This window comes from Ruegeria sp. CE8, assembly GCF_056537465.1.
The window spans coordinates 269,868-290,938 of the sequence record NZ_JBQFRP010000001.1; the positions used below are offsets into that span (position 1 = coordinate 269,868).

Genomic DNA, 21,071 nt, shown 5'->3' on the forward strand with positions numbered 1-21,071 from the left:
GACGCGAGCGGGTTGAAAGACGTGGATAAAAATTTGGTTCAGCACGAAAACACAAGTGCCGACCGGCCACAAAAGCCTGTGCGCCGGCGGTCGCGCCGCCGTATCGCCGCGCGCTGGGCCATCGTAGCCACTTTGTTTTTGTGTCTTCTGGCCGGTGCAGGTTGGTTTTTTCTGATCGGCAAGCAGTTGCATGCGCCCGAATGGGTGCGGGAAAGAGTCGAAGCACGCCTTGAGCAGAGCCTTGGGGGCCTGAAGTTCACGTTTGGGGACGCCAGTTTTATCGTCAACGAGAATTGGCGCCCGCGAATCCGGCTGACGGACGTGACGATCAGCGATGCCGCTGGTCGACAGATCGCTCAGGTATCCGAGCTGAGGACCCGGTTGTCGATGCGCGGCCTGTTGCGCGGCCAGATTCGGCCCCGGCGGATTGTTTTACTTGGCGCGCAAATTGCACTGACCAGAGGAGAGGACGGTGCGCTGTCGCTGACCGTGGGGTCGGGAAGCACTCCGGTTCAAAAGGCGCCGACGCTGGCCCAGCTTATCGAGGAATCCGACGATGTGTTCCTGTCGCCAATCCTGTCGGGGTTGCGGTCCGTCGAACTGGAGTCCCTGACACTGGATTATCAGGACCTGCGGCTGGGGCGGGCCTGGGTGTTTGACGGCGGGCACATCTCGATCACTCGAGAGGATTATGAAATGCGTCTCGCAACCGGGTTCTCGGTTCTGACCGGGCGCGACTATGCCAGCACGATTGAGGCAAACTATACCAGCGTGCTTGGTACCCCTCAGGCCACGTTTGGCGTTTCGATCACTGATTTGCCATCCGAGGATATCGCGGGTCAAAGTCTGGCGCTGTCCTGGCTGCAGGTGCTCAATGCGCCGATTTCAGGCGCGCTGCGGGGCAGTGTCGATGGTCAGGCCGCGCTGGGTCCGCTTTTTGCGACGCTGAACCTGGGTGAGGGCGTGGTGCAACCCACTCCGGAAACGCGGCCCATTCGCTTTGACTCGGCTAGGGCCTATTTCACCTATGATCCTGCGCGGCAGGTTCTGGACTTTAATGAGGCGTCGGTCGTCTCTGACCTTGGCGCGGTACAGGCTGAGGGCAAAGCGTTTCTGAATGGAATTGAGAATGGTGTTCTGGAAAGCCTGACAGCTCAACTGACGCTTAACAGTATCGATATCTATCCGGGCGGCCTGTTCCCGGAATCGCTTGAAACGGCGCGGGCGGATCTGGATTTCCAGATGAAGCTTGCGCCGTTTGAGGTGCGGCTGGGGCAGATGACCATCAAGGACGCCCATCATGAACTTCACGCCACGGGCAAGCTGATCGGCCAGCCCGACGGTTGGGTGGCGGAACTGGATGCACAACTGGACAAAATGGGGTCTGAAAACCTGCTGAGGTATTGGCCCGAGCAGCTGGCACCGAACCCGAGGAAATGGGTGGCCGAAAACCTGTTCAAAGGCCAGTTTTCGGATGTCGAATTCGCGCTCCGGGTAAGACCCGGTAGCAAGCCGGATGTCTATCTTGGTCTCGGGTTCGAGCAGGCCGAGATCAGATTTGCCAAAACCCTGCCACCGATTGAAAACACGCAGGGGCGTCTGAGCCTGCTGAAAGACCGTTTCACCGTCACTGCGGAAAGCGGCGTCGTAATTGCCGATCAAGGTGGTCAGGTGGATGCGTCCGGAACCTCGTTCATTATTCCCGACACGACCGCCAAGGGGGCAACGCCCGCAGTGGCCCGGATCAAGGCGCGCGGCAACGTGGAGGCGGCATTGTCATTGCTGGACCGGCCGCCTCTAAGTCTGATGACCAAGGCCAATTTGCCGGTTGATCTGGCGTCAGGTGAAGTAAGCCTTTCCGGCACCTTGTCTCTGCCTTTGAAAAAAGGCCTGAAATTCGAGGATACCGAGTTCCACTACACCGGCGATATCGATGATGTCCAAAGTGACAAGCTGGTTCCCGGTTATTCGGTCAGCGCGGATCAGCTCAACCTGTCCGGAAATCAAACCGAGGTGGAAATCGATGGCTATGGGCTGTTTGGGCAGGTTCCGATACAGGCGGCGTGGCGTCAGCCGATTGGCGGCACCGGGCCGCAACGTAGTGCGCTGACCGGTCAGATCGAGCTGTCACCGCTGTTGATGGCCGAACTGAAGGTGCCGTTGCCCTCGGGCATGCTGACCGGAAAGGGCAAGGCGGACATCACTGTGGGTATTGGTGCGGACGAACCAATCAAACTGACTGCGACGTCGAATCTGGCCGGTGTTGGTCTTGCAATCCCGGAGCTTGGTTGGCGAAAGGGGACAGGCGCGACAGGTACGATGTCCTTGGACGCGACGCTGGGCAAGCAGCCAAGAGTAGATAACCTTACGCTGAACGTTGCCGGTCTGCGCAGCACGGCGACAATCTCGTTCAAAGACGGCGGCCAGTTCGACCGGATGCGGTTCAGCTCATTCGAACTGGGCAGCTGGCTCGCGGTTCCGGCAGAACTGATCAACACCGGTGGCCCTGTTCCCAATATTGTCGTGCAGGGCGGTGTGATGAATCTGGGTCGCGCAACCTTCGGGTCAGGGGGTGGCGGAGGTGGCGCGTCTGGCCCTGGTCCAAGGATCGATGTCCTGCTGGATCGGCTTCAAGTGACCGAAGATGTGTCTCTCACCGGGTTCAGAGGTGTTTTCCAAACCACCGGGGGCGTCAACGGAACGTTCTCGGCGAAGGTGAATGGTGGTGCTTCGGTCAGCGGTCAGGTGTCACCGCGCGGCGGGCGCAGCGCGGTCGACATAAAGTCGAATGATGCGGGTGCCGTATTGCGGTCGGCCGGCGTGATCACGCAGGCTCGTGGTGGAGGGCTGGATATGCAGCTCGAGCCGGTGAACGCGCCGGGAAACTACGACGTGATACTGAAAATCGTGAACACTCGCATTACCGATGCCCCCGCGATGGCCGCACTGCTTGATGCCATCAGCGTAGTTGGTTTGCTGGATGAATTGACCGGGCAGGGGATCTTTTTCTCGGCGATCGAAAGCCGTATGCGGATCACGCCGACCGAAATCAAGGTTCTCAGCGGCAGCGCCGTCGGTCCGTCCATGGGGCTGTCCTTCGACGGAACGATAGATACGGTCGCAGGGATGCTGAACTTGCGCGGTGCGATCTCTCCGATCTACTTGGTGAATGCGATCGGGAGTGTTTTCACCCGAAAGGGTGAAGGTGTCATCGGCTTTAACTACAGCCTGACTGGGCCGCTGACAAAGCCGAAGGTGTCAGTAAACCCGCTTTCGGGACTTGCGCCACTGTTCCTGCGAAACCTGATGCGTGCGCCGGCGCCAACGGTGTCGGACGGACCAAACGCGCAGCCGACAAAACCGGATGAGCCGAAAAAGACCTTTGGCTCTCCCCCCAAAGACCATTGAATGGGCTGTTGCTGAATCCGGTACGGCCTTGTATGGCGCGGCCATGAAACTCAGCGACTTTGATTTCCATCTGCCCGAAGACCTGATCGCCACACGCCCCGCCAGCCCGCGCTCGTCCGCGCGCCTACTGGTGGCCGAGGGCGAGGGGATCTCGGATGCGCATGTGTTTGATTTGCCCGACTGGCTGCGGCCCGGCGACCGTCTGGTGCTGAACGACACGCGCGTCATCCCTGCACGCCTGAACGGTCGGCGTCACCGGGACAGCGCGCAGGGTCCGGTTTCTGCGGCCATCGAGGCGACATTGCTGGACCCGCAAGCCGACGGCACATGGGCAGCGCTGATTAAGCCGCTGAAAAAGGTGAAGTTGGGTGAGGACATTCAGTTTTCGGATCAACTCAGCGCGTCGCTGGAACGCGTCGAAGATGGGCAGGCCTATTTGAAGTTCAATCTGTCCGGCGACGACTTTGACTCCGCCCTGGAACAGGCCGGGGCAATGCCTCTGCCGCCGTATATCGCGGCCAAACGTCCGGCAGACGAACAGGACAAAACGGATTATCAGACGATCTGGGCGCGGAACTCGGGTGCGGTTGCGGCACCGACGGCTTCTCTTCACTTTGATGAAACACTGATGCAGGCGCTGGGCGCGCACGGCGTCGAAATCAGCCACGTCACGCTACACGTGGGCGCCGGCACATTCTTACCGGTCAAGGTCGAGGACGTGACCACGCACAAAATGCACGCTGAATGGGGACGGGTCAGCGCCGCCGCCGTTCAGGAGATTCGCGCGACCAAAGCCGCCGGTGGACGGATCATCCCCGTGGGCACTACAGCCCTGCGACTGATTGAAAGCGCGGCACGCTCCGGTGAGATCGAACCGTGGGAGGGGGACACCGATATCTTCATCTACCCTGGCTTTCAGTTCCACGTGACCGATGCGCTGATGACCAATTTCCACCTGCCGAAATCTACCTTGCTGATGCTGGTCTCGGCCCTGATGGGGAAGGAGCGGATGCGTCAGGTCTATGCGCACGCCATTGAACAGAAATACCGGTTCTTCTCTTACGGGGATGCGTCGCTTTTGATCCCGTAAAGGCCGTGTTGTCGGGATCGAATCTTTCCAATGTCGTAGACAAGCATGATCAAAGCCGTTTTTGATTGCAGGACGGCGTCATAGTCTAGGTCGAAACTTTTCGGAGGCCCAAATGATTCAGGTCCTTTCCAGCGCGTGGGCGCTTTTGCTTGGTATGGGCCTGTTGATGGTCGGGAATGGCCTGCAAGGAACGGTTCTGGGTGTCCGTGGCGAGATCGAGGGTTTTTCGACGCTGCAAATGTCCTTTGTGATGTCGGCCTATTTTATGGGATTTTTGGGCGGATCGCGCCTTGCGCCAGAAATGATCCGGCGCGTCGGACATGTGCGGGTCTTTGCGGCGCTGGCATCATTCATTTCTGCCGTCATGATCCTCTACCCCCTGATGACGGACCCAATCGTATGGATTCTGGGTCGAGTCGTCATCGGCTTTTGCTTCTCCGGTGTTTATGTGACTGCGGAAAGCTGGCTGAATAACGCCGCCAGCAACGAAAACCGCGGTCAGGCGCTGTCACTTTACATGATCTTCCAGATGATGGGCATCATCAGCGCCCAAGGGCTGGTATTGTTAGGCGACCCAGCCGGTTTCGATACCTTTGTCATCGCATCCATTTTGGTTTCAGTGTCTTTTGCTCCAATCCTTTTGTCCATCTCGCCCACGCCAGCGTTCGACACCACGAAACCGATGACCCTGCGCGAGCTGTTCGGGTATTCGCCGCTGGGTTGCGTCGGCATGTTCCTTCTGGGGGGCGTTTTCTCGGCTCAGTTCGGCATGGCGTCGGTCTATGGTGCCCGTGCGGGCCTGACGCTGGTCGAGATTTCGACTTTCATTGCAGCTTTCTATGTCGGTGCTTTAGTGCTGCAATACCCGCTGGGCTGGATGTCGGACCGCATGGATCGCCGTTTCCTGATCATGCTGGTCGCCGGCGTCGGGACGTGCGCGGCCTTAGTGGGCATGGTATTCGGCGTGACATTCCCGCTACTGCTGGTGTCGGCCTTTGTGATCGGCGGAATGTCGAACCCGCTTTATTCCTTGCTGATCGCCCACGCGAACGACTTTCTGGATCATGAGGACATGGCTGCCGCCTCGGGCGGGCTGCTGTTTATCAATGGTCTGGGTGCGATCGCAGGCCCGCTGATTACCGGTTGGCTCATGGGCGACGCGGTGTTTGGCCCGCCCGGCTTTTTCCTGTTCATTGCGGCGCTGCTGGCCACGATGGCGGTGTACGCTCTGTACCGTACGACACAGCGTGCGGCGATCCCGGTCGACGAAACGGGAACCATGTCTCCGGTCTATCCAACAGCGTCACCGGTTGCAGTTGAAGTTGCGCAAGAAGTGGCCATCGAAGCCGCCGAAGCTGAGCAGGAGACGCAAGATGTTGCCTAAGACACAAGTTTATGTCGCAAGTGTTGCAATATTTTACTGTAACAACTCTGTAAAACGTTCTTAAATGACCCTACGTCCCTGGGGTGGGAAACACGACGGAGTTAAGGGCATGGCAAGTCCTGAAGAAGTATTGAGTTATTGGTTAGATGAAGTCGGTCCGAAGGGTTGGTATTTACAGGACGACGCATTGGACACAGAGATCCGCGAGAGGTTCTTGACCACTTGGGAGGCTGCAATTGAAGGCAGATTTTCCCTGTGGCTGACATACCCAAGTGGTGCTTTGGCGTACATCATCCTGATGGATCAGTTCCCACGCAACATGTTCCGCGGAAGCGCAAAGGCTTTTGCATCGGATCGTGCGGCATTGTCGGCGGCAAAATGTGCTGTGGACAAGGGTTGGGATCTCAAGATCGATGAACCGGCCCGGCAGTTCTTCTATCTGCCGATGATGCATTCGGAAAACCTGTGTGACCAGGAACGCTGTGTGCGCCTGATGTGTCAGAACATGACCAACAGCGACGACGGCAACCTGTTGCACGCACGTGCGCATCGCGAGGTGATCCGCAAATTCGGTCGGTTCCCGTATCGCAACGATGCATTGTCACGGCCGATGACCGAGCACGAGGCCGCCTATGTCGACATGGGTGGATATGGATCGACGGTACGCGAACTGCAGGCAGCCGGCTAAGACGCCGGCTCACAGCCTCGGATTGCAATGATCCGGTCGGCGATGACGTCGGCCGAGTTCTCTATGGCGATGTTTACCAATTGGTCCGGAGTTTCCGTAATATCTGCGATACGCGCCTGCGTCGCCTGTAGTTTTTCTTCCAGCCCGTCCAGTTTTGCCAAACTCTCTGAAATCTTTTGGGCGGTGGCGCTGTTGGCGACGGTTTCCCCAAGTTGAATGGAAGCCAGGTCGCTACGCAGAGCTGTCAGTTCGCCTCTGACCCCCTGAACTTCTTCTTTCAAAGGCGCAACGATCTGAACCTTTTCGGCGAATGTACCCGTGATGTCGTCGACTGTAGATGCCAATTTCCACCCCAAAAACAGGCACAGCGCGACCAGTATGAGTGTGGCGTTCAATAGAGCGAGCAACAGATCTTTGAGCGTTTTGCCCATGGTAAGCCTTTCGAATAACTTGGGTTTCGCAATGTCCGGGCAGGGCCGGTACCTATGTTCTAGCCATTCGACCACGCGCGGTATAGGCTGAATTCAGCGCAATCTGCGCTAGTTTACCCGGCGTCTCTTTTGTCGCGGGAGCAATATATTGATGCGTTCGAGAAATTAGTTTAATGGTAAACTAATTTCTGAATCGACCTGCGCCGAGAGGGAAACATGGCAGCACAATCTTTTGATCTGATCGTAATCGGCGCCGGTCCAGGCGGCTATGTGGCTGCAATTCGCGCAGCCCAACTGGGCCTGAAAACGGCCGTGGTCGAGCGTGAGCATCTGGGCGGCATCTGCCTGAACTGGGGATGTATCCCGACAAAGGCCCTGTTGCGTTCGTCCGAAGTGTTCCACTTGATGGAGCGCGCCAAGGATTTCGGGCTGAGTGCCGACAAAGTTGGCTACGATCTGAACGCGGTCGTAAAACGCTCGCGTGGTGTGGCGGCGCAACTTTCTGGGGGCATCGGCCACCTGTTAAAAAAGAACAAAGTGATTGTGGTTATGGGCGAGGCCACGATCCCTTCCAAGGGTAAGGTCACCGTCAAGACCGACAAGGGCACCGAGGAACTAACGGCCAAGAACATCGTTCTTGCCACAGGCGCGCGCGCGCGCGAACTGCCGGGGCTTGAGGCCGATGGCGATCTGGTCTGGACCTACAAGCACGCGCTGCAACCCCCTCGGATGCCCAAAAAGCTGCTGGTTATTGGGTCTGGTGCGATCGGCATCGAATTTGCCAGCTTCTACAACACATTGGGCGCAGACACGACGGTCGTCGAGGTGATGGATCGCGTATTGCCGGTTGAAGATGCTGAGATCAGTGCCTTGGCCAAGAAAGCCTTCACCAAGCAGGGCATGACCATCATGGAAAAGGCGATGGTCAAACAGTTGGACCGTGGCAAAGGCAAAGTCACCGCACATATCGAAGCGGGTGGCAAAGTTGAGAAGCACGATTTTGATACCGTGATTTCGGCCGTCGGAATTGTGGGGAATGTCGAAAACCTCGGTCTCGAAGCTCTGGGCGTCAAAATCGATCGTACCCATGTAGTGACAGATGAGTTCTGCCGCACCGGCGTTGACGGTTTGTACGCTATCGGCGACATCGCCGGCGCACCCTGGTTGGCACACAAGGCCAGCCACGAAGGAGTTATGGTCGCTGAATTGATCGCGGGCAAGCACGCCCATCCGGTAAAACCTGAAAGCATCGCTGGCTGCACCTATTGCCAGCCGCAAGTTGCGTCGGTCGGCTATTCCGAGGCGAAGGCCAAGGAACTGGGCTACGACATCAAGGTCGGCCGGTTCCCTTTCATCGGCAATGGCAAAGCCATCGCATTGGGTGAGCCAGAGGGCCTGATCAAAACGGTCTTTGATGCAAAAACCGGCGAGTTGCTGGGCGCGCATATGATCGGCGCAGAGGTAACTGAATTGATTCAGGGTTATGTGGTCGGCCGGCAGCTGGAAACCACGGAAGAAGACCTGATGAACACAGTCTTCCCGCATCCGACTCTGTCAGAGATGATGCACGAAAGTGTGCTGGACGCCTACGGTCGTGTGATCCACATGTAAGGGAAGGGGGCTCTGCCCCCGCCGCCTTCGGCGACTCCCCCGAGGTATTTTCAGCCAGATCAAGCGAGGGATCCTTACTTCATCTGGCCTCAAATACCTCGGTGCGCGAGGCAGAGCCTCGCAAAGTGCTTTTACTTATTCAAAGCTTCCAGAATGCGCGCCCAAGAGCGGATGCCCTTGTGGAAGCTTTTGACATCATACTTTTCGTTCGGCGAGTGGATGGCGTCGTCGTCATTGGCGTAACCAACCAGCATGGAATCCAGCCCCAGAACGCTGTCGAAGTAGCCGACGACAGGGATCGAGCCGCCCATACCGGTGAAGACAGCCTCACGGTCCCATTCATCCGAGAGTGCGCCGCGTGCGGCTTCGAACTCTGGACGGTCCAGGTTCATGACCGACGCAGGGGCGCCTTCAAGATCGTTATCCCACACAACCTTCGCGTCAGGTGACAGGCGGTCTTCGACATGTTTGCGGATTTTGGTGCGCAGGGAGTCGGGGTCCATGTCGCCGACCAGACGGCAGGTGATCTTGCAATGGGCTTCGGACGGGATCACGGTTTTCGAGCCTGCGCCATTGTAACCGCCCCACAAACCGTTCACTTCCAGCGTCGGTCGCGCCCATTGCTGTTCCAGAGTGGAGTATCCCTTTTCGCCGTGCGGCTGGGAATATCCGACCGAATTCAGGTACTCAGCCTCGTTGAAGCCACAGTTTTCCCATTGGCGGAGCTGCTCTGCGGGCACTTCGTGTACGCCTTCGTAGAACCCTTCAACGGCCACGCGCCCAATTTCGTCGTCATAGAAAGAGGCAACGATTTTGGACAATTCGCGCAACGGGTTCAGACCCGGGCCGCCATAGTGACCGGAGTGCAAGTCGATGCGAGGGCCGATGATGGTGAACTCATCCTTGAGCATACCGCGCAACTGAGATGCAATTGAGGGCACGCCGCGCGAAACCATCGAGGTATCGCAGACCAACGCCAGATCAGCCTTCAACTCGTCCTTGTTGGCTTCGAGGAAGGGAACCAGCGACGGCGAGCCGGATTCTTCTTCGCCTTCGAAGAAGAATGTGATGCGGCAGGGCAGGGTACCGTGGATCGCCTTCCATGCGCGGCAGGCCTCGACGAAGGTCATCAACTGGCCTTTGTCATCCGACGAACCGCGACCACGGATCACCTGTCCGTTTTCGGTGTCTTCCAGCGCCGGATCAAACGGGTCGCGGTTCCAAAGCTCCAGCGGATCGACGGGTTGGACATCGTAGTGACCGTAGAACAAGACATGGGGTCCGTCGCTATCTTCGCCCACATGACCTACAACCATGGGGTGGCCCGGAGTTTCGCGTTTTTCGGCTGCGATGCCAATGCTTTGCAGGTCAGCGACAAGCCAGTCCGCGGCTTGGTCGACCTGCTCATTGTAAGCGGGGTCGGTCGAGATCGACGGGATGCGCAGAAATTCCATCAAACGGTCAATGGACGTGGGCAGATCGGAGTCGATCCTGCTCAGAACAGCGTCAAGCGACATGGGCTTCTCCTGATTGTATTGAACTGATGCGGAACCTATCAGCACCGGAGGCGCCGTCCAGTGCGTATCGGTGGGAATTGGCGTATACTATCGGAAACGGGATGTATGCTGTGGGGATGGCCTGCGTCGTTTCCTCGCGTCTGATGGCCGTAACTTTGCTTGTCCGAGGGCATGATCAGAGATAATTGATGCAAATCAAAGTTGCGACTCCAACAATGCCGATAGGCAGGGTAGTCAAGGGGAAGCAAAACCGCAGGGACAGTGTGCTTTGTCATCTGGGGGAATACAGGGTTCGGCAACCAGCAGGTCAATGCCGGGCACAGAAGGAGAAACCGGTGGACTATACTGCTCAGCTCGATTCTGCGATTGCCAGGCTGCATGATGAAGGACGTTACAGAACTTTCATCGATATCGAACGCCGGAATGGTCACTTCCCGCACGCAGTTCGCACGCGCCCGGACGGGTCGCAGCAGAACATCACCGTGTGGTGTGGCAACGACTATCTGGGGATGGGGCAACATCCGGTTGTTCTGAACGCCATGCACGAGGCGATTGAAGCCGCCGGTGCAGGTTCGGGTGGCACGCGCAACATTTCGGGCACCACGGTTTACCACAAACGTCTTGAGGCTGAGCTTGCCGATCTGCACGGCAAAGAATCTGCCTTGCTGTTTACCAGCGCCTATATCGCCAATGACGCGACGCTCAGCACTCTGCCCAAGCTGTTCCCCGGGCTGATCATTTATTCTGATGCGCTGAACCATGCCTCGATGATCGAAGGTGTGCGCCGCAACGGCGGCGCCAAGCGCATCTTCCGCCACAACGACGTCGCCCATCTGCGCGAGCTTCTTGAGGCCGACGATCCGAACGTGCCCAAGCTGATCGCGTTTGAATCGGTTTACTCGATGGACGGCGATTTCGGCCCGATTGAAGAGATTTGTGACCTCGCCGACGAATTCGGCGCGCTGACCTATATTGACGAAGTGCACGCGGTTGGCATGTACGGCCCGCGGGGCGGTGGTGTAACCGAACGTGATCGTCTGGCCCATCGCATCGACATCATCAATGGCACACTCGCCAAAGCCTATGGCGTGATGGGTGGCTATATCGCCGCCAGTGAGAAAATGTGTGATGCCGTACGCTCTTACGCGCCCGGGTTCATCTTCACGACGTCTTTGCCGCCTTCGGTTGCGGCCGGTGCTGCAGCGTCGGTTGCTTACCTCAAGGGCGCGCAGGAACTGCGGGATCAGCACCAGACCCAAGCCAAGGTTCTCAAGCTGCGTCTGAAAGGCATGGGCCTGCCCTTGATCGACCACGGCAGCCATATTGTGCCGGTAATTGTCGGCAATCCGGTGCATACCAAAATCCTCAGCGACAGGCTGCTGGATGACCACGGAATCTACGTCCAGCCGATCAACTTCCCGACAGTTCCGCGCGGAACAGAGCGCCTGCGGTTTACACCGTCACCGGTCCACGGACCGGGTGAGATGAACCGTTTGATCCAGGCTATGGACGAACTTTGGTCACATTGTGCGCTAAATCGCGCCGAACTTGCCGGCTAACCTCACGCCAAAGTGTGCAATGCATTTGTCGCGTGTTAAGCTTACGCTAACAAAACAAACGCACGAATCGTTATGGGAGTGATTCGTCGTTAGCGTGTAAGGCGCATAAGGCAGAATGGGGCAGCAGGAATGATTGGGCGCAGATCACAGCGCGATTCCAAAGATAAAACGGACGTCCGGCCTAAAGGCTATGACGACTACGAAGTGCGGCTTGGCGACAGGATGCGCGGCGAACGCGCGACCATGGGCAAGTCTCTTCTGGATGTTCAGCGCGAACTGAGGATCAAAGCCAACTACATAGCTGCCATTGAAGACGCTGATCCCGATGCGTTCGACACACCCGGCTTTATCGCCGGGTATGTACGGTCTTATGCCCGGTATCTGGGTATGAACCCGGACGAAACTTTCGCCGCGTTCTGCGCAGAAAGCGGGTTCGAAGTTGCCCATGGCATGTCGGCCGAAGCATCGGTTGTGCGCAAACCTTCCGGCGCTTTGCCGTCGCGCGGTCCGATGGGGCGTGACCCGTTCATCTCACCGAACACTCCATATATTCCGGGCAAGGAATCTCTGGTCAGCCAGATCGAACCACGCGCGATCGGGTCTTCGCTGGTCTTGCTGGCGGTGATCTGCGGTATTGGGTATGGCGGCTGGGCCGTTCTGAACAAAATCCAGCAAGTGCAGGTCAGCCCGGTCGAACAAGCCCCCGTCGTTCTGTCCGATCTCGATCCTTTGGACGCCGCCCGTGGTGTAATCGAGATTGTCGACGCGACCGAAACCTCGGCCCCGAATGCCGAAGCTCTGGACCGTCTATATCGCCCGCAGGCCTTGGACGTACCGGTTCTCGTGGCACGCGATGCACCGATCTCCACACTGGATCCGCGTACTGTCGGTACTTTCCGCCCACCAGAACCGCCCAAGGTCGAAGTGGCCGAGGTTCACACGGTTGAGCGTCCGGCATTGCCGCAAGTGGTCGAACAGGTTGATACCTCGTTGAAAATCGTGGCCGTTGGGCCTGCGTGGATGCGCATCCGTGCCGCGGATGGCAGCGTTCTGTTCGAGGGCACCTTGGGTACAGTCGAACAGGGGAATACGTTCGAGATACCCTTGACCGAAGAACCGCCACAACTGCGCGCAGGGGCTTCGGGTGCCGTCTATTTCTCGATGAACGGAGAGCACTACGGACCGGTCGGTAAGCCCGGAACCGTGACCAAGGGCGTTGTTCTGTCCAAGGACGCTGTCGCCGAGCGCTATAAGGTCGCTGATCTTGAGGCCGAACAGAATAGCGCGCTTAAGCAGTTGGTGGCCGAACTTCAGTCACAAGTCACAGAAGCACCGGCCGAGTGATCTGACCATTGCGGTGCCCGGGTAGGCGAACTATTTAAGACCCAACTCAGGCAGCTTTGGACCCATCCTCATGTCCCTCAATCACGTCCGCCCGTGGCGCAACATCTATCGCCGCAAATCCCGCCAGATCATGGTCGGGAATGTTCCGGTCGGGGGCGACGCGCCGATTGCGGTTCAGACGATGACCAACACTCTGACAACGGATGTGGCTGCGACCGTGGCTCAGGTTCAGGCCGCGGCGGAGGCTGGTGCCGATATCGTTCGTGTATCGGTCCCGGACGAGGCATCGTCGAAGGCGCTGAAGGAAATCGTGCGCGAAAGCCCGGCTCCCATAGTGGCCGATATCCATTTCCATTACCGCCGTGGCATCGAAGCCGCCGAAGCCGGGGCCGCCTGCCTGCGGATCAATCCGGGCAATATCGGCGACGAGAAACGTGTAAAAGAAGTCATCAAGGCGGCACGTGACCACAATTGTTCGATCCGTATCGGCGTGAACGCGGGCAGCCTTGAAAAGCACCTGCTTGAAAAATATGGCGAACCTTGCCCTGACGCGATGGTCGAAAGCGGGTTGGAGCATATCCGAATCCTGCAGGACAACGACTTTCACGAGTTCAAGATCAGCGTGAAAGCCAGCGATGTCTTCTTGTCGGCGGCTGCTTACCAGGGAATTGCCGAGGCCACGGATGCGCCGATCCACCTTGGTATCACCGAGGCAGGGGGGCTAGTTTCGGGCACCATCAAATCCGCTATCGGACTGGGTAATCTGTTGTGGATGGGCATCGGAGACACGATCCGCGTCAGCTTGTCCGCCGATCCCGTCGAAGAGGTCAAGGTTGGCTATGAGATTTTGAAATCTCTGGGCCTGCGCCATCGTGGTGTGAACATCATCTCGTGCCCATCCTGCGCACGTCAGGGCTTTGACGTGATCAAGACCGTTGAAGCTTTGGAGCAGCGGTTGGAACACATCAAGACGCCGATGAGCCTGTCAATCATCGGTTGCGTCGTCAACGGACCGGGTGAAGCGCTGATGACCGATGTTGGCTTCACCGGCGGCGGTGCAGGGTCCGGCATGGTCTATCTGGCAGGCAAGGCCAGCCACAAGATGTCGAACGACCAGATGATTGAACACATCGTCGAAGAGGTCGAGAAAAAGGCCGCCGAACTGAATGCAGCGCAAGAAGCCGCAGAATAGTCGACTGAAGGCACCCTTCGAAAAACGCTTTCCTTTCAATCCGGTAATCCCAGATATGGCCGCGGATTGTCAAACTTGCGCCCTATTTTCTCTCCACAACACTCTAATGTTGTTTGGAGGTATTGATGGTCTCTCTAAAACGACGCCTGTTTCGCGAGCGTCGCAGATTTTTGATAATCGCTTTGATGACATTCATTGCCGGTTTGGTGGCGGGAATGGATGACGACCGCATCGTGTTCGGTATTCCGTTTCAACTGGCCTACGGGGTGGCCTTTACCCTGATCCTGACGCCGGTTTTGATGACCATCGCGCTCCTTTTTCCAAGTGTCCGAACCGCAACCGAGTCCGTGGCCTTTTCACTGCCGTTCATTTGTTGGATGGGCCTGTACGGGGCAGGGTACGAGGGCTCGGGATTTGAGGCATCCTCGACGGTTCTAACGCTCATGTTCCTGTATCTTGTTTTTGCTGTTTATGGTGGCGGTTGGCTTGACCGGTTTCTCCCCGCCAGGCGGCGCGCCTTTGACAGCAAGGTAATCACGCGCCTCGCCCCTGATGAACTGTGGCCGTTTCTGGTCGTGACACCCGATACGTTCGACACCTATGGCGGCGAAAAGACGGTTTCGATGAAATGGGTTGAGCCCGGGGTCAGCTTTGTAGAAGTCGAGCAGGTCGATGACCTGACACGGATCGAAGAGATGCAGACCATTGAACAGCTCGAGCCTGACGCGCGTGTTCGTGTCCGTTTTCAGGCTCTAAGTGCCAAAGAGACAGCGGATGGCGCCAGCGGGTGGATGGCCCGGAAGTTCGAGCGCACTGCAAATGGGACCCGGTTGTTCTCAACCCGGTGTTTCGACCGGACATCGCCCACGGCGGGGTTCCGGATGTGGGTGGATGATACCTTCGGGCGTTCTGACGACGAGTATGTCGCGCGAGCTGAGCAGATGTCTGGGCTGTAAAAGCCTTGAGTTTGGTGTGAGTTACACTGGGCAGTTAATCCGTCCGAGGCTCATCGAATTTTTTCGGCCCAGACAGGGAAACTACACGGCGGGCATCTGTTGCGTGGCGCAGTGGATTCCGCCGCCAGACTCTCCCAAAACGTCGACGTTCAGCGAAACGATTTCGCGTCCGGGATAGTGCTGGGCCAAAGCATCACGCGCGATTGCATCGGTTTCTTGGTCGCCAAACCGGGCCATCACAACGGCGCCGTTGCAAACATAGTAGTTTGCGTAAGATGCCACGAATTCCAGATCTTTTACACGCGGTTCAAAGGGTTCGGGAATGACGTCAACCTGCAAGCCTTCTGCAATCAACCGGTCACATGTATCCAGTGCCGCAAGGTGGAAAGGGTCGTCCATGTCGGGTTCGTCCGGCAGGTTGACCAGTACACGGCCCGGACCGGTGAAACGCGCGAGGCTGTCGATATGGTAATCAGTTATGTCTTCGCCCCAGACCCCCTTTGACCAGATCATTCGGTCTGCACCATAGGCGGCCAGCAGCTTGGCTTCTATTTCGTCGCGGGATTGGCCGGGGTTGCGATTGTCATTCACCCACGAGCTTTCATGGGCCATCAGCAGCCCGTGGCCATCCTGCTCAACACCGCCGGCTTCGCCGTTCAGGCCCGAGGGCAGCAGCGGCAGGCCCAAACGCTCGGCCACTCGAGCGGCGATGCGGGCGTCGTGTTTATGCACCTGTTTGCGACCCCAGCCATTAAACTGGATCCGGCGGATTGCCATCTCTCCGCTGTCATTGACCAGAAATACCGGGCCAGCGTCCCGGCACCAGAGGTCTTCGGTGGGAACATCCCAAAGTTCGACCGACGCTGACAATTTCCTGCGGGCTGCCGCATGGTGATCGGCTGCTGCCAGCATGGTCACCGGTTCGAAATCCGAAATCGCGTTGGCAATGTCGGCGATCGTCTGCTGCACCAAGTCGAGAAGGTGGGCATCGTTGTACACTTGTCGGCTGACCGGCCACTGCATGAATGTCCGCTGGTGACGCGCTTCCTCGGCCGGAACAAAAAGACCCGAAGGTTGAGCTAATAACTGACCAGTAAAACCCATGACACCCAACGCCGCACCGGAAAGCAAAACACCCCGTCGGTTCATGCAAGATCACCTTTTAGGAATGGTGGTTGGGGCAACCCAGCCTGAGGTGCCCCGTGATCGGTCAGCCTTGTTCTGCGCGTACGCCATTGGCGATCTGCTGCATCTGATCGGCAGGCAAGAAGCCACGCAGCATTTCGGTGCCCAGAACGAAGGAAGGCGTTCCCGAAATCTGCATCCGCTGCGCCAGAGCCCGCGTCTGGTTGATTTCGTCCGTGACCTGTTCGCTGTCCATCGCCGCGATGATTGCATCGCTGTCCAGCCCGAGGCCGTCGGAAATGCGACGCAGCGAAACTTCTGAAGGTTCGCCGGTGAATTCCAGCAGCGCGTCGTGCACCTGCTTATAGGCGTCGTCGCCCGCCACATGCTTGGTCGCGACCGCGAAACGTGAAGACAGGACCGAGGCCTCACCCAGAATCGGGAATTCTTTGATTACAAGACGGATATTGCCGTCCGCTTCCAGCAAGGTGGCCACTTCGGGCACGGCACGGCGGCAGTAACCACAGCGGTAATCCATGAATTCGACCAAAGTGATGTCGCCATCGGGGTTGCCGCCGACCCAGCTGTAGCCGTCATTGAACAGCTCGTCGGAATTGGCTGCGACCAACTCTTTGTCGACCTGGGCTTCGGCGGCAGCGTTGCGCTGTTCCAGGATGTTGATGGCCTCGATGATGACTTCGGGGTTCTCGAGAAGATACTCCCGAACCTGCGCGCCGAACTGATCTTTTTCGGCGTCACTCATCGTGCTCAGGTCCAGCGCCTGAACAGGTCCTGATATCAGGGAAAGCCCCAGAAGGGCCGGTGCAGCGTGTCTGAGGATCATTTCCGTTTCCTTTTCTTTTTCTTCGCTCGTTCCGAGGCAATCAACACATCCTGTGCCCTTTGCCAACCCGGTGAGCCTTCGGGTAATTGCCCAATCGCTCGTTTTGCATGAATCCCCGCATCTGCCAACCGGCCTTGCAGGGCATAACGTTCTGCGGTCACGGCCGAGGCCATGCCGTTATTTCCAATCTTGGCGTAGGCCACCCCAAGATCCTGCATCAATCGCGCATTGCGATAATCCCGTGCGCGTGCTTTTTCAAGAACTTGCAGGGCGTTCTTCGTCTGACCCCGCGCCAGCAGGGCGCGCCCGTATCCCGCGAGGATAAGGGCGTCATTTGGCGCCATCTCCACCGCTTGGCCATAGGCATCCACAGCCTCGGTGAATTGACGATTTTCCAGTAAAATCTGTCCTTTAAGCTCATAATAGAACGGATCGTCCGGGCGTTTTTCCAGTGCTCCGTCGATTGCCGTGCGGGCGCGGGCCAGATCACGGTTCTGGTGGTAGGCCGCGGCTTGGCGCATCAGCCGAATGTCTTCGGCGTTTTCTTCTTTGGCCCTGCGCATGGTCCAGGTTGGTGAGCGGAGGAACGCCGACAGCTTTCCTTTCACCCGTGCGAACCAGTAATCGGCGTTTGGATTCGGAAGCGCATTGTCACTGAACTCGCCCATAAACGCCTCAGCTGCGCGCAGACGTTCGCGGCTGGTGGGGTGGGACCGCATATAGGGGTCCTGGTTCGCGGTACTCAGCAATTCCTGACCCGCAAATTTTTGGTGCAGGGCAACCATACCGCTGGGCGAGATACCTGCTGCCCTGAGGTAGCTGGCCGAACTGCGGTCTGCCGAGGCCTCTTCCGCCCGCGTATGTCCCAGAAAACTCCGCAGCGCCGAGGCTGATGTTCCTGCGGCGATACCGGCCGCAGCCTCGCCACCCCCTGCAGCGGCCACGATCAAGGCCAAGGCCGTACCCAATTGCGCATTGCGCTGTGCAGCACGCAGGTTCTCGACCCGACGGGCCAGATGGCCATTAGCGATATGGGCCGCTTCGTGGGCGATCACGGCCTGCAGCATCTCGGGGCTTTCGACGGTCAGGATCAGCCCGTAATTTACGTAAATTGCATTGTAATCAATGACAAAGGCGTTGAACGTGCTGTCATTGACGACCAAAATCCTGACCCGGTTGGTGTTCAGCCCGGCGGCGCGCAGGATCGGAAAGGCCAATTCGCGCAGCCCATGTTCGATATCCGGGTCCCGGATCAGGCTCTGGGCGCTGGCCGGAAACGCGCTGCCCATCCATGTTACTGCCACCAGCAACAGGGCCGGGATTGACGCCAGCCTGGATACGCGTTCAAAAGCCATGGCTGCAACATGGGAGATGGGCATGAGAAACTCAACCCGATCCGGGGTCGATCCCTTCATCGTGATGGACGTGATGGAGGCCGCGCGCCGTGCTGAGGAGGCGGGGTGTCACATTATCCATATGGAGGTTGGCCAACCCGGAACCGGCGCGCCCAAGGGGGCCGTTCAGGCGTTGGCCCATGAGATGGAGCAAGGCCCTTTGGGTTATACCGTTGCTCTGGGTCTGCCTGCCTTGCGCAAGCGGATCGCGCGGCTTTATGGCGAGTGGTACAATGTCGATCTGAACCCCGAACGCGTGGTGATCACACCGGGGTCGTCCGGTGGGTTTCTGCTGGCTTTTACCGCGCTGTTCGACAGCGGGGACCGCGTGGGAATCGGCGCGCCCGGTTACCCGTCCTATCGGCAGATTCTGAAAGCACTGGGGCTGGTCCCGGTAGACCTGCCGACAGCACCCGAGAACCGGCTGCAACCCGTGGCCGCTGACTTTGCCGGGTTGGACCTGCAAGGCCTGATGGTTGCGTCTCCGGCCAATCCCACCGGCACCATGTTGGATCACTCGGCAATGGGCGCGTTGATCGAGGCTGCGCACGGGCAGGGCGCGTCATTCATTAGCGACGAGATTTATCACGGTCTGGAATATGAGGCCAAAGCCGTCACCGCGCTGGAGCTGACGGATGAGTGCTACGTGATCAACTCGTTCTCCAAGTATTTCTCGATGACCGGTTGGCGTGTCGGCTGGATGGTCGTCCCCGAGGATCAGGTGCGCGTGGTTGAACGGATCGCCCAGAACATGTTCATCTGCGCCCCGCACGCCAGCCAGGTTGCAGCGCTTGCCGCAATGGATTGCGATGAAGAGTTGCAGGGAAATCTGGATGTCTACCGCCGCAACCGCCAATTGATGCTGGAAGGATTGCCCAAGGCCGGGTTCACCAATATCGCGCCGCCTGACGGGGCGTTCTATGTCTACGCAGACGTCTCGGACCTGACTGATGACAGCCACGCATTTGCGGCTGAAATTCTGGAAAAGGCCGGAGTCGCGGTCACGCCGGGTCTGGATTTTGACCCGTTGCGAGGTCATACGACCCTGCGGTTCTCGTATGCGCGCTCGACGGTCGATATTGAGGAGGGTCTGGAACGCCTTCACCGGTTCATGGCCGAACGTGGTGCGATCACAGAACAGGCCTGAGCCGTTCACAACACGGGCCGGATGCGATAGGGTGCCAGACAAACGATCTCGGGAAAACTTGAGGCTATGAGCAGGATCATCTACGCCATTGCGCTGTTCTGGGCGCTGACAAATGCCGCTGTCGCACATGACTTCAGCGCGCTTGCGCGCGTCCTGCCGGATGACAGCCGCATTGTTGACGAGGGTCGGGCAGGGGTGCGGATCGATCTTGGCCTCAGCCAAGGCGTGCCATACCGTGTGTTTACCCTGCAAGATCCGTACCGGATGGTGCTTGATTTTCAGGAGGTCGATTGGACCGGCCTGGACCGCGACGCATTCCTGCAGAGCGACCGCATCAGCGGCGTTCAATTCGGTGCCTATGTACCGGGATGGTCGCGGATGGTTCTGGACCTGGGCGCTCCGTTGGCCGTCAACAGCGCCGAGATGCGGATTGATGAGACGACCGGAAATGCGCAGTTGTCGCTGAGCTTGACGGGAACAGATTTCGGCATCTTTGCCGCAAGCTCAGGAGCGCCCCGTCAACAGGGCTGGGACCTACCCGAACCGGCAGTGACCCAGGCCTTGCCCCGCGACAGCGCCTCGGGTGCTTTACGGGTCATGCTGGACCCGGGCCATGGAGGTATCGATCCGGGGGCCGAGGTCGAGGGAACCGATGAAAAGACCTTGATGCTGACCTTCGCGCGCGAGCTGCGCGAGCAAATGCTGCGCACCGGAGGGTTTGAGGTCGTGTTGACGCGGGTCGATGATCAGTTCGTCTCGCTTGAACGGCGCATTGCACTGGCGCATCGGGCCGGTGCAGACGTGTTCATTTCGTTGCACGCGGATATCCTGTCCGAGGGGCGCGCGCATGGGGCCGCGGTTTATACCCTGTCCGATGACGCCTCGGATGTGGCGAGCCACAAGCTGGCTGAACGTCACGACCGGGGCGACCTGATTTCGGGGATCGATCTGAGTGGCGCGGATGATCAGGTGGCCGATGTGCTGCTGGATATGGCGCGTCAGGAAACCAAGCCCCGCACCGATGCACTTGCGCGGAGCCTCGCAGACGGCATGGCGCAGCAGGGCGGGCCGATGAACAGCAGACCGATCCGAACCGCCTCGTTTTCGGTTCTAAAGGCGGCGGATATCCCATCGGTTCTGGTCGAGCTTGGATTTCTATCCAGTCCCCGCGACCTGAAAAACATCGAAAACCCGGAATGGCGCAGAGGCATGGCGCGGGGTATCGTGGATGGTCTGAAGAAATGGCGGCAGGAAGATCTTGTCAAACGGTCCCTGATTGGACAGTGACCCTGCGGCGCAAACCGGCTATTATTGGCCATCGTGTTTTGACCCTGCGCCGGGCCATCACTATATAGGCGTCACCGCGAGTAAAAGGCAGTAA

Annotated in this window: 16 protein-coding genes; 11 read left to right on the top strand and 5 right to left on the bottom strand. The window is 58.3% G+C overall.

Annotated features, from left to right (window positions below; genetic code table 11):
* Positions 1 to 21 precede the first annotated feature (21 nt).
* The 4 genes from ACR0AA_RS01410 (at position 22) to ACR0AA_RS01425 (ending at position 6,570) form a co-directional block, all read left to right on the top strand.
* Positions 22 to 3,408 carry a YhdP family protein gene (locus ACR0AA_RS01410; protein ID WP_480755298.1) on the top strand — a complete coding sequence of 1,129 codons (3,387 nt, stop codon included), beginning with the start codon at positions 22 to 24 and terminating at the stop codon, positions 3,406 to 3,408.
* A gap of 43 nt (positions 3,409 to 3,451) precedes the next feature.
* Positions 3,452 to 4,498: a tRNA preQ1(34) S-adenosylmethionine ribosyltransferase-isomerase QueA gene (gene queA / locus ACR0AA_RS01415; protein ID WP_480755409.1), complete on the top strand. Its 1,047-nt coding sequence runs from the start codon at positions 3,452 to 3,454 to the stop codon at positions 4,496 to 4,498.
* 112 nt (positions 4,499 to 4,610) lie between these two features.
* The gene (locus ACR0AA_RS01420) at positions 4,611 to 5,882 is read left to right on the top strand and encodes an MFS transporter (protein WP_480660769.1); all 1,272 of its coding nucleotides are present in this window, start codon (positions 4,611 to 4,613) and stop codon (positions 5,880 to 5,882) included.
* A gap of 109 nt (positions 5,883 to 5,991) precedes the next feature.
* Positions 5,992 to 6,570, top strand: coding sequence for a DUF924 family protein (locus ACR0AA_RS01425; RefSeq protein WP_480660767.1), 579 nt, complete (start codon positions 5,992 to 5,994; stop codon positions 6,568 to 6,570).
* Here the strand turns inward: ACR0AA_RS01425 and ACR0AA_RS01430 are convergent.
* A complete protein-coding gene (locus tag ACR0AA_RS01430; protein WP_480660765.1) occupies positions 6,567 to 7,001 on the bottom strand; it encodes a hypothetical protein in 435 nt (144 codons plus the stop codon). The genes ACR0AA_RS01425 and ACR0AA_RS01430 overlap by 4 nt on opposite strands.
* Before the next feature lie 216 nt (positions 7,002 to 7,217).
* Between ACR0AA_RS01430 and lpdA the strand changes: the two genes are divergently transcribed.
* Positions 7,218 to 8,612 (top strand): dihydrolipoyl dehydrogenase, encoded by a 1,395-nt coding sequence (gene lpdA / locus ACR0AA_RS01435; protein WP_480755299.1) that lies wholly within the window; start codon positions 7,218 to 7,220, stop codon positions 8,610 to 8,612.
* 131 nt (positions 8,613 to 8,743) lie between these two features.
* Here lpdA and ACR0AA_RS01440 read toward each other — a convergent pair whose 3' ends face one another.
* The gene (locus ACR0AA_RS01440; protein WP_480755300.1) at positions 8,744 to 10,129 is read right to left on the bottom strand and encodes a dipeptidase; all 1,386 of its coding nucleotides are present in this window, start codon (positions 10,127 to 10,129) and stop codon (positions 8,744 to 8,746) included.
* Positions 10,130 to 10,464: 335 nt separating this feature from the next.
* Here ACR0AA_RS01440 and hemA point away from each other — a divergent pair, with 335 nt between their 5' ends.
* From hemA to ACR0AA_RS01460, 4 genes are all read left to right on the top strand, one after another.
* Positions 10,465 to 11,688: a 5-aminolevulinate synthase gene (gene hemA, locus ACR0AA_RS01445; RefSeq protein ID WP_480660759.1), complete on the top strand. Its 1,224-nt coding sequence runs from the start codon at positions 10,465 to 10,467 to the stop codon at positions 11,686 to 11,688.
* A gap of 129 nt (positions 11,689 to 11,817) precedes the next feature.
* Complete coding sequence (locus ACR0AA_RS01450) at positions 11,818 to 13,032, top strand: helix-turn-helix domain-containing protein (protein WP_480755301.1); 1,215 nt, start codon at positions 11,818 to 11,820, stop codon at positions 13,030 to 13,032.
* A 70-nt stretch (positions 13,033 to 13,102) separates the two neighbouring features.
* Positions 13,103 to 14,224: a flavodoxin-dependent (E)-4-hydroxy-3-methylbut-2-enyl-diphosphate synthase gene (ispG, locus tag ACR0AA_RS01455; protein WP_480660755.1), complete on the top strand. Its 1,122-nt coding sequence runs from the start codon at positions 13,103 to 13,105 to the stop codon at positions 14,222 to 14,224.
* A gap of 125 nt (positions 14,225 to 14,349) precedes the next feature.
* Positions 14,350 to 15,180, top strand: a complete 831-nt coding sequence (locus ACR0AA_RS01460) for a hypothetical protein (protein WP_480755302.1) — start codon at positions 14,350 to 14,352, stop codon at positions 15,178 to 15,180.
* 81 nt (positions 15,181 to 15,261) lie between these two features.
* Here ACR0AA_RS01460 and ACR0AA_RS01465 read toward each other — a convergent pair whose 3' ends face one another.
* The 3 genes from ACR0AA_RS01465 to ACR0AA_RS01475 form a co-directional block, all read right to left on the bottom strand.
* On the bottom strand, positions 15,262 to 16,329 hold the full coding sequence (locus ACR0AA_RS01465) for an agmatine deiminase family protein (RefSeq protein ID WP_480755303.1): 1,068 nt from the start codon (positions 16,327 to 16,329) through the stop codon (positions 15,262 to 15,264).
* A 61-nt stretch (positions 16,330 to 16,390) separates the two neighbouring features.
* Positions 16,391 to 17,149, bottom strand: coding sequence for a DsbA family protein (locus ACR0AA_RS01470; RefSeq protein WP_480660749.1), 759 nt, complete (start codon positions 17,147 to 17,149; stop codon positions 16,391 to 16,393).
* Positions 17,146 to 18,528, bottom strand: a complete 1,383-nt coding sequence (locus ACR0AA_RS01475) for a M48 family metalloprotease (RefSeq protein WP_480755304.1) — start codon at positions 18,526 to 18,528, stop codon at positions 17,146 to 17,148. Before ACR0AA_RS01475 ends, ACR0AA_RS01470 begins: the two co-directional genes overlap by 4 nt.
* On the opposite strand from ACR0AA_RS01475, the gene ACR0AA_RS01480 reads away from it, so the two are divergent.
* Positions 18,527 to 19,690, top strand: a complete 1,164-nt coding sequence (locus ACR0AA_RS01480; protein ID WP_480755305.1) for a pyridoxal phosphate-dependent aminotransferase — start codon at positions 18,527 to 18,529, stop codon at positions 19,688 to 19,690. The genes ACR0AA_RS01475 and ACR0AA_RS01480 overlap by 2 nt on opposite strands.
* A gap of 66 nt (positions 19,691 to 19,756) precedes the next feature.
* Positions 19,757 to 20,977, top strand: coding sequence for an N-acetylmuramoyl-L-alanine amidase (locus ACR0AA_RS01485; RefSeq protein WP_480755306.1), 1,221 nt, complete (start codon positions 19,757 to 19,759; stop codon positions 20,975 to 20,977).
* Positions 20,978 to 21,071 lie beyond the last annotated feature (94 nt).

Coding starts and splice junctions, on each gene's coding strand:
- queA (WP_480755409.1), top strand. CDS start 3,452: ATGAAACTCAGCGACTTTGATTTCCATCTGCCCGAAGACCTGATCGCC.
- ACR0AA_RS01420 (WP_480660769.1), top strand. CDS start 4,611: ATGATTCAGGTCCTTTCCAGCGCGTGGGCGCTTTTGCTTGGTATGGGC.
- ACR0AA_RS01425 (WP_480660767.1), top strand. CDS start 5,992: ATGGCAAGTCCTGAAGAAGTATTGAGTTATTGGTTAGATGAAGTCGGT.
- ACR0AA_RS01430 (WP_480660765.1), bottom strand. CDS start 7,001: ATGGGCAAAACGCTCAAAGATCTGTTGCTCGCTCTATTGAACGCCACA.
- lpdA (WP_480755299.1), top strand. CDS start 7,218: ATGGCAGCACAATCTTTTGATCTGATCGTAATCGGCGCCGGTCCAGGC.
- ACR0AA_RS01440 (WP_480755300.1), bottom strand. CDS start 10,129: ATGTCGCTTGACGCTGTTCTGAGCAGGATCGACTCCGATCTGCCCACG.
- ACR0AA_RS01450 (WP_480755301.1), top strand. CDS start 11,818: ATGATTGGGCGCAGATCACAGCGCGATTCCAAAGATAAAACGGACGTC.
- ispG (WP_480660755.1), top strand. CDS start 13,103: ATGTCCCTCAATCACGTCCGCCCGTGGCGCAACATCTATCGCCGCAAA.
- ACR0AA_RS01460 (WP_480755302.1), top strand. CDS start 14,350: ATGGTCTCTCTAAAACGACGCCTGTTTCGCGAGCGTCGCAGATTTTTG.
- ACR0AA_RS01465 (WP_480755303.1), bottom strand. CDS start 16,329: ATGAACCGACGGGGTGTTTTGCTTTCCGGTGCGGCGTTGGGTGTCATG.
- ACR0AA_RS01470 (WP_480660749.1), bottom strand. CDS start 17,149: ATGATCCTCAGACACGCTGCACCGGCCCTTCTGGGGCTTTCCCTGATA.
- ACR0AA_RS01480 (WP_480755305.1), top strand. CDS start 18,527: ATGAGAAACTCAACCCGATCCGGGGTCGATCCCTTCATCGTGATGGAC.
- ACR0AA_RS01475 (WP_480755304.1), bottom strand. CDS start 18,528: ATGCCCATCTCCCATGTTGCAGCCATGGCTTTTGAACGCGTATCCAGG.
- ACR0AA_RS01485 (WP_480755306.1), top strand. CDS start 19,757: ATGAGCAGGATCATCTACGCCATTGCGCTGTTCTGGGCGCTGACAAAT.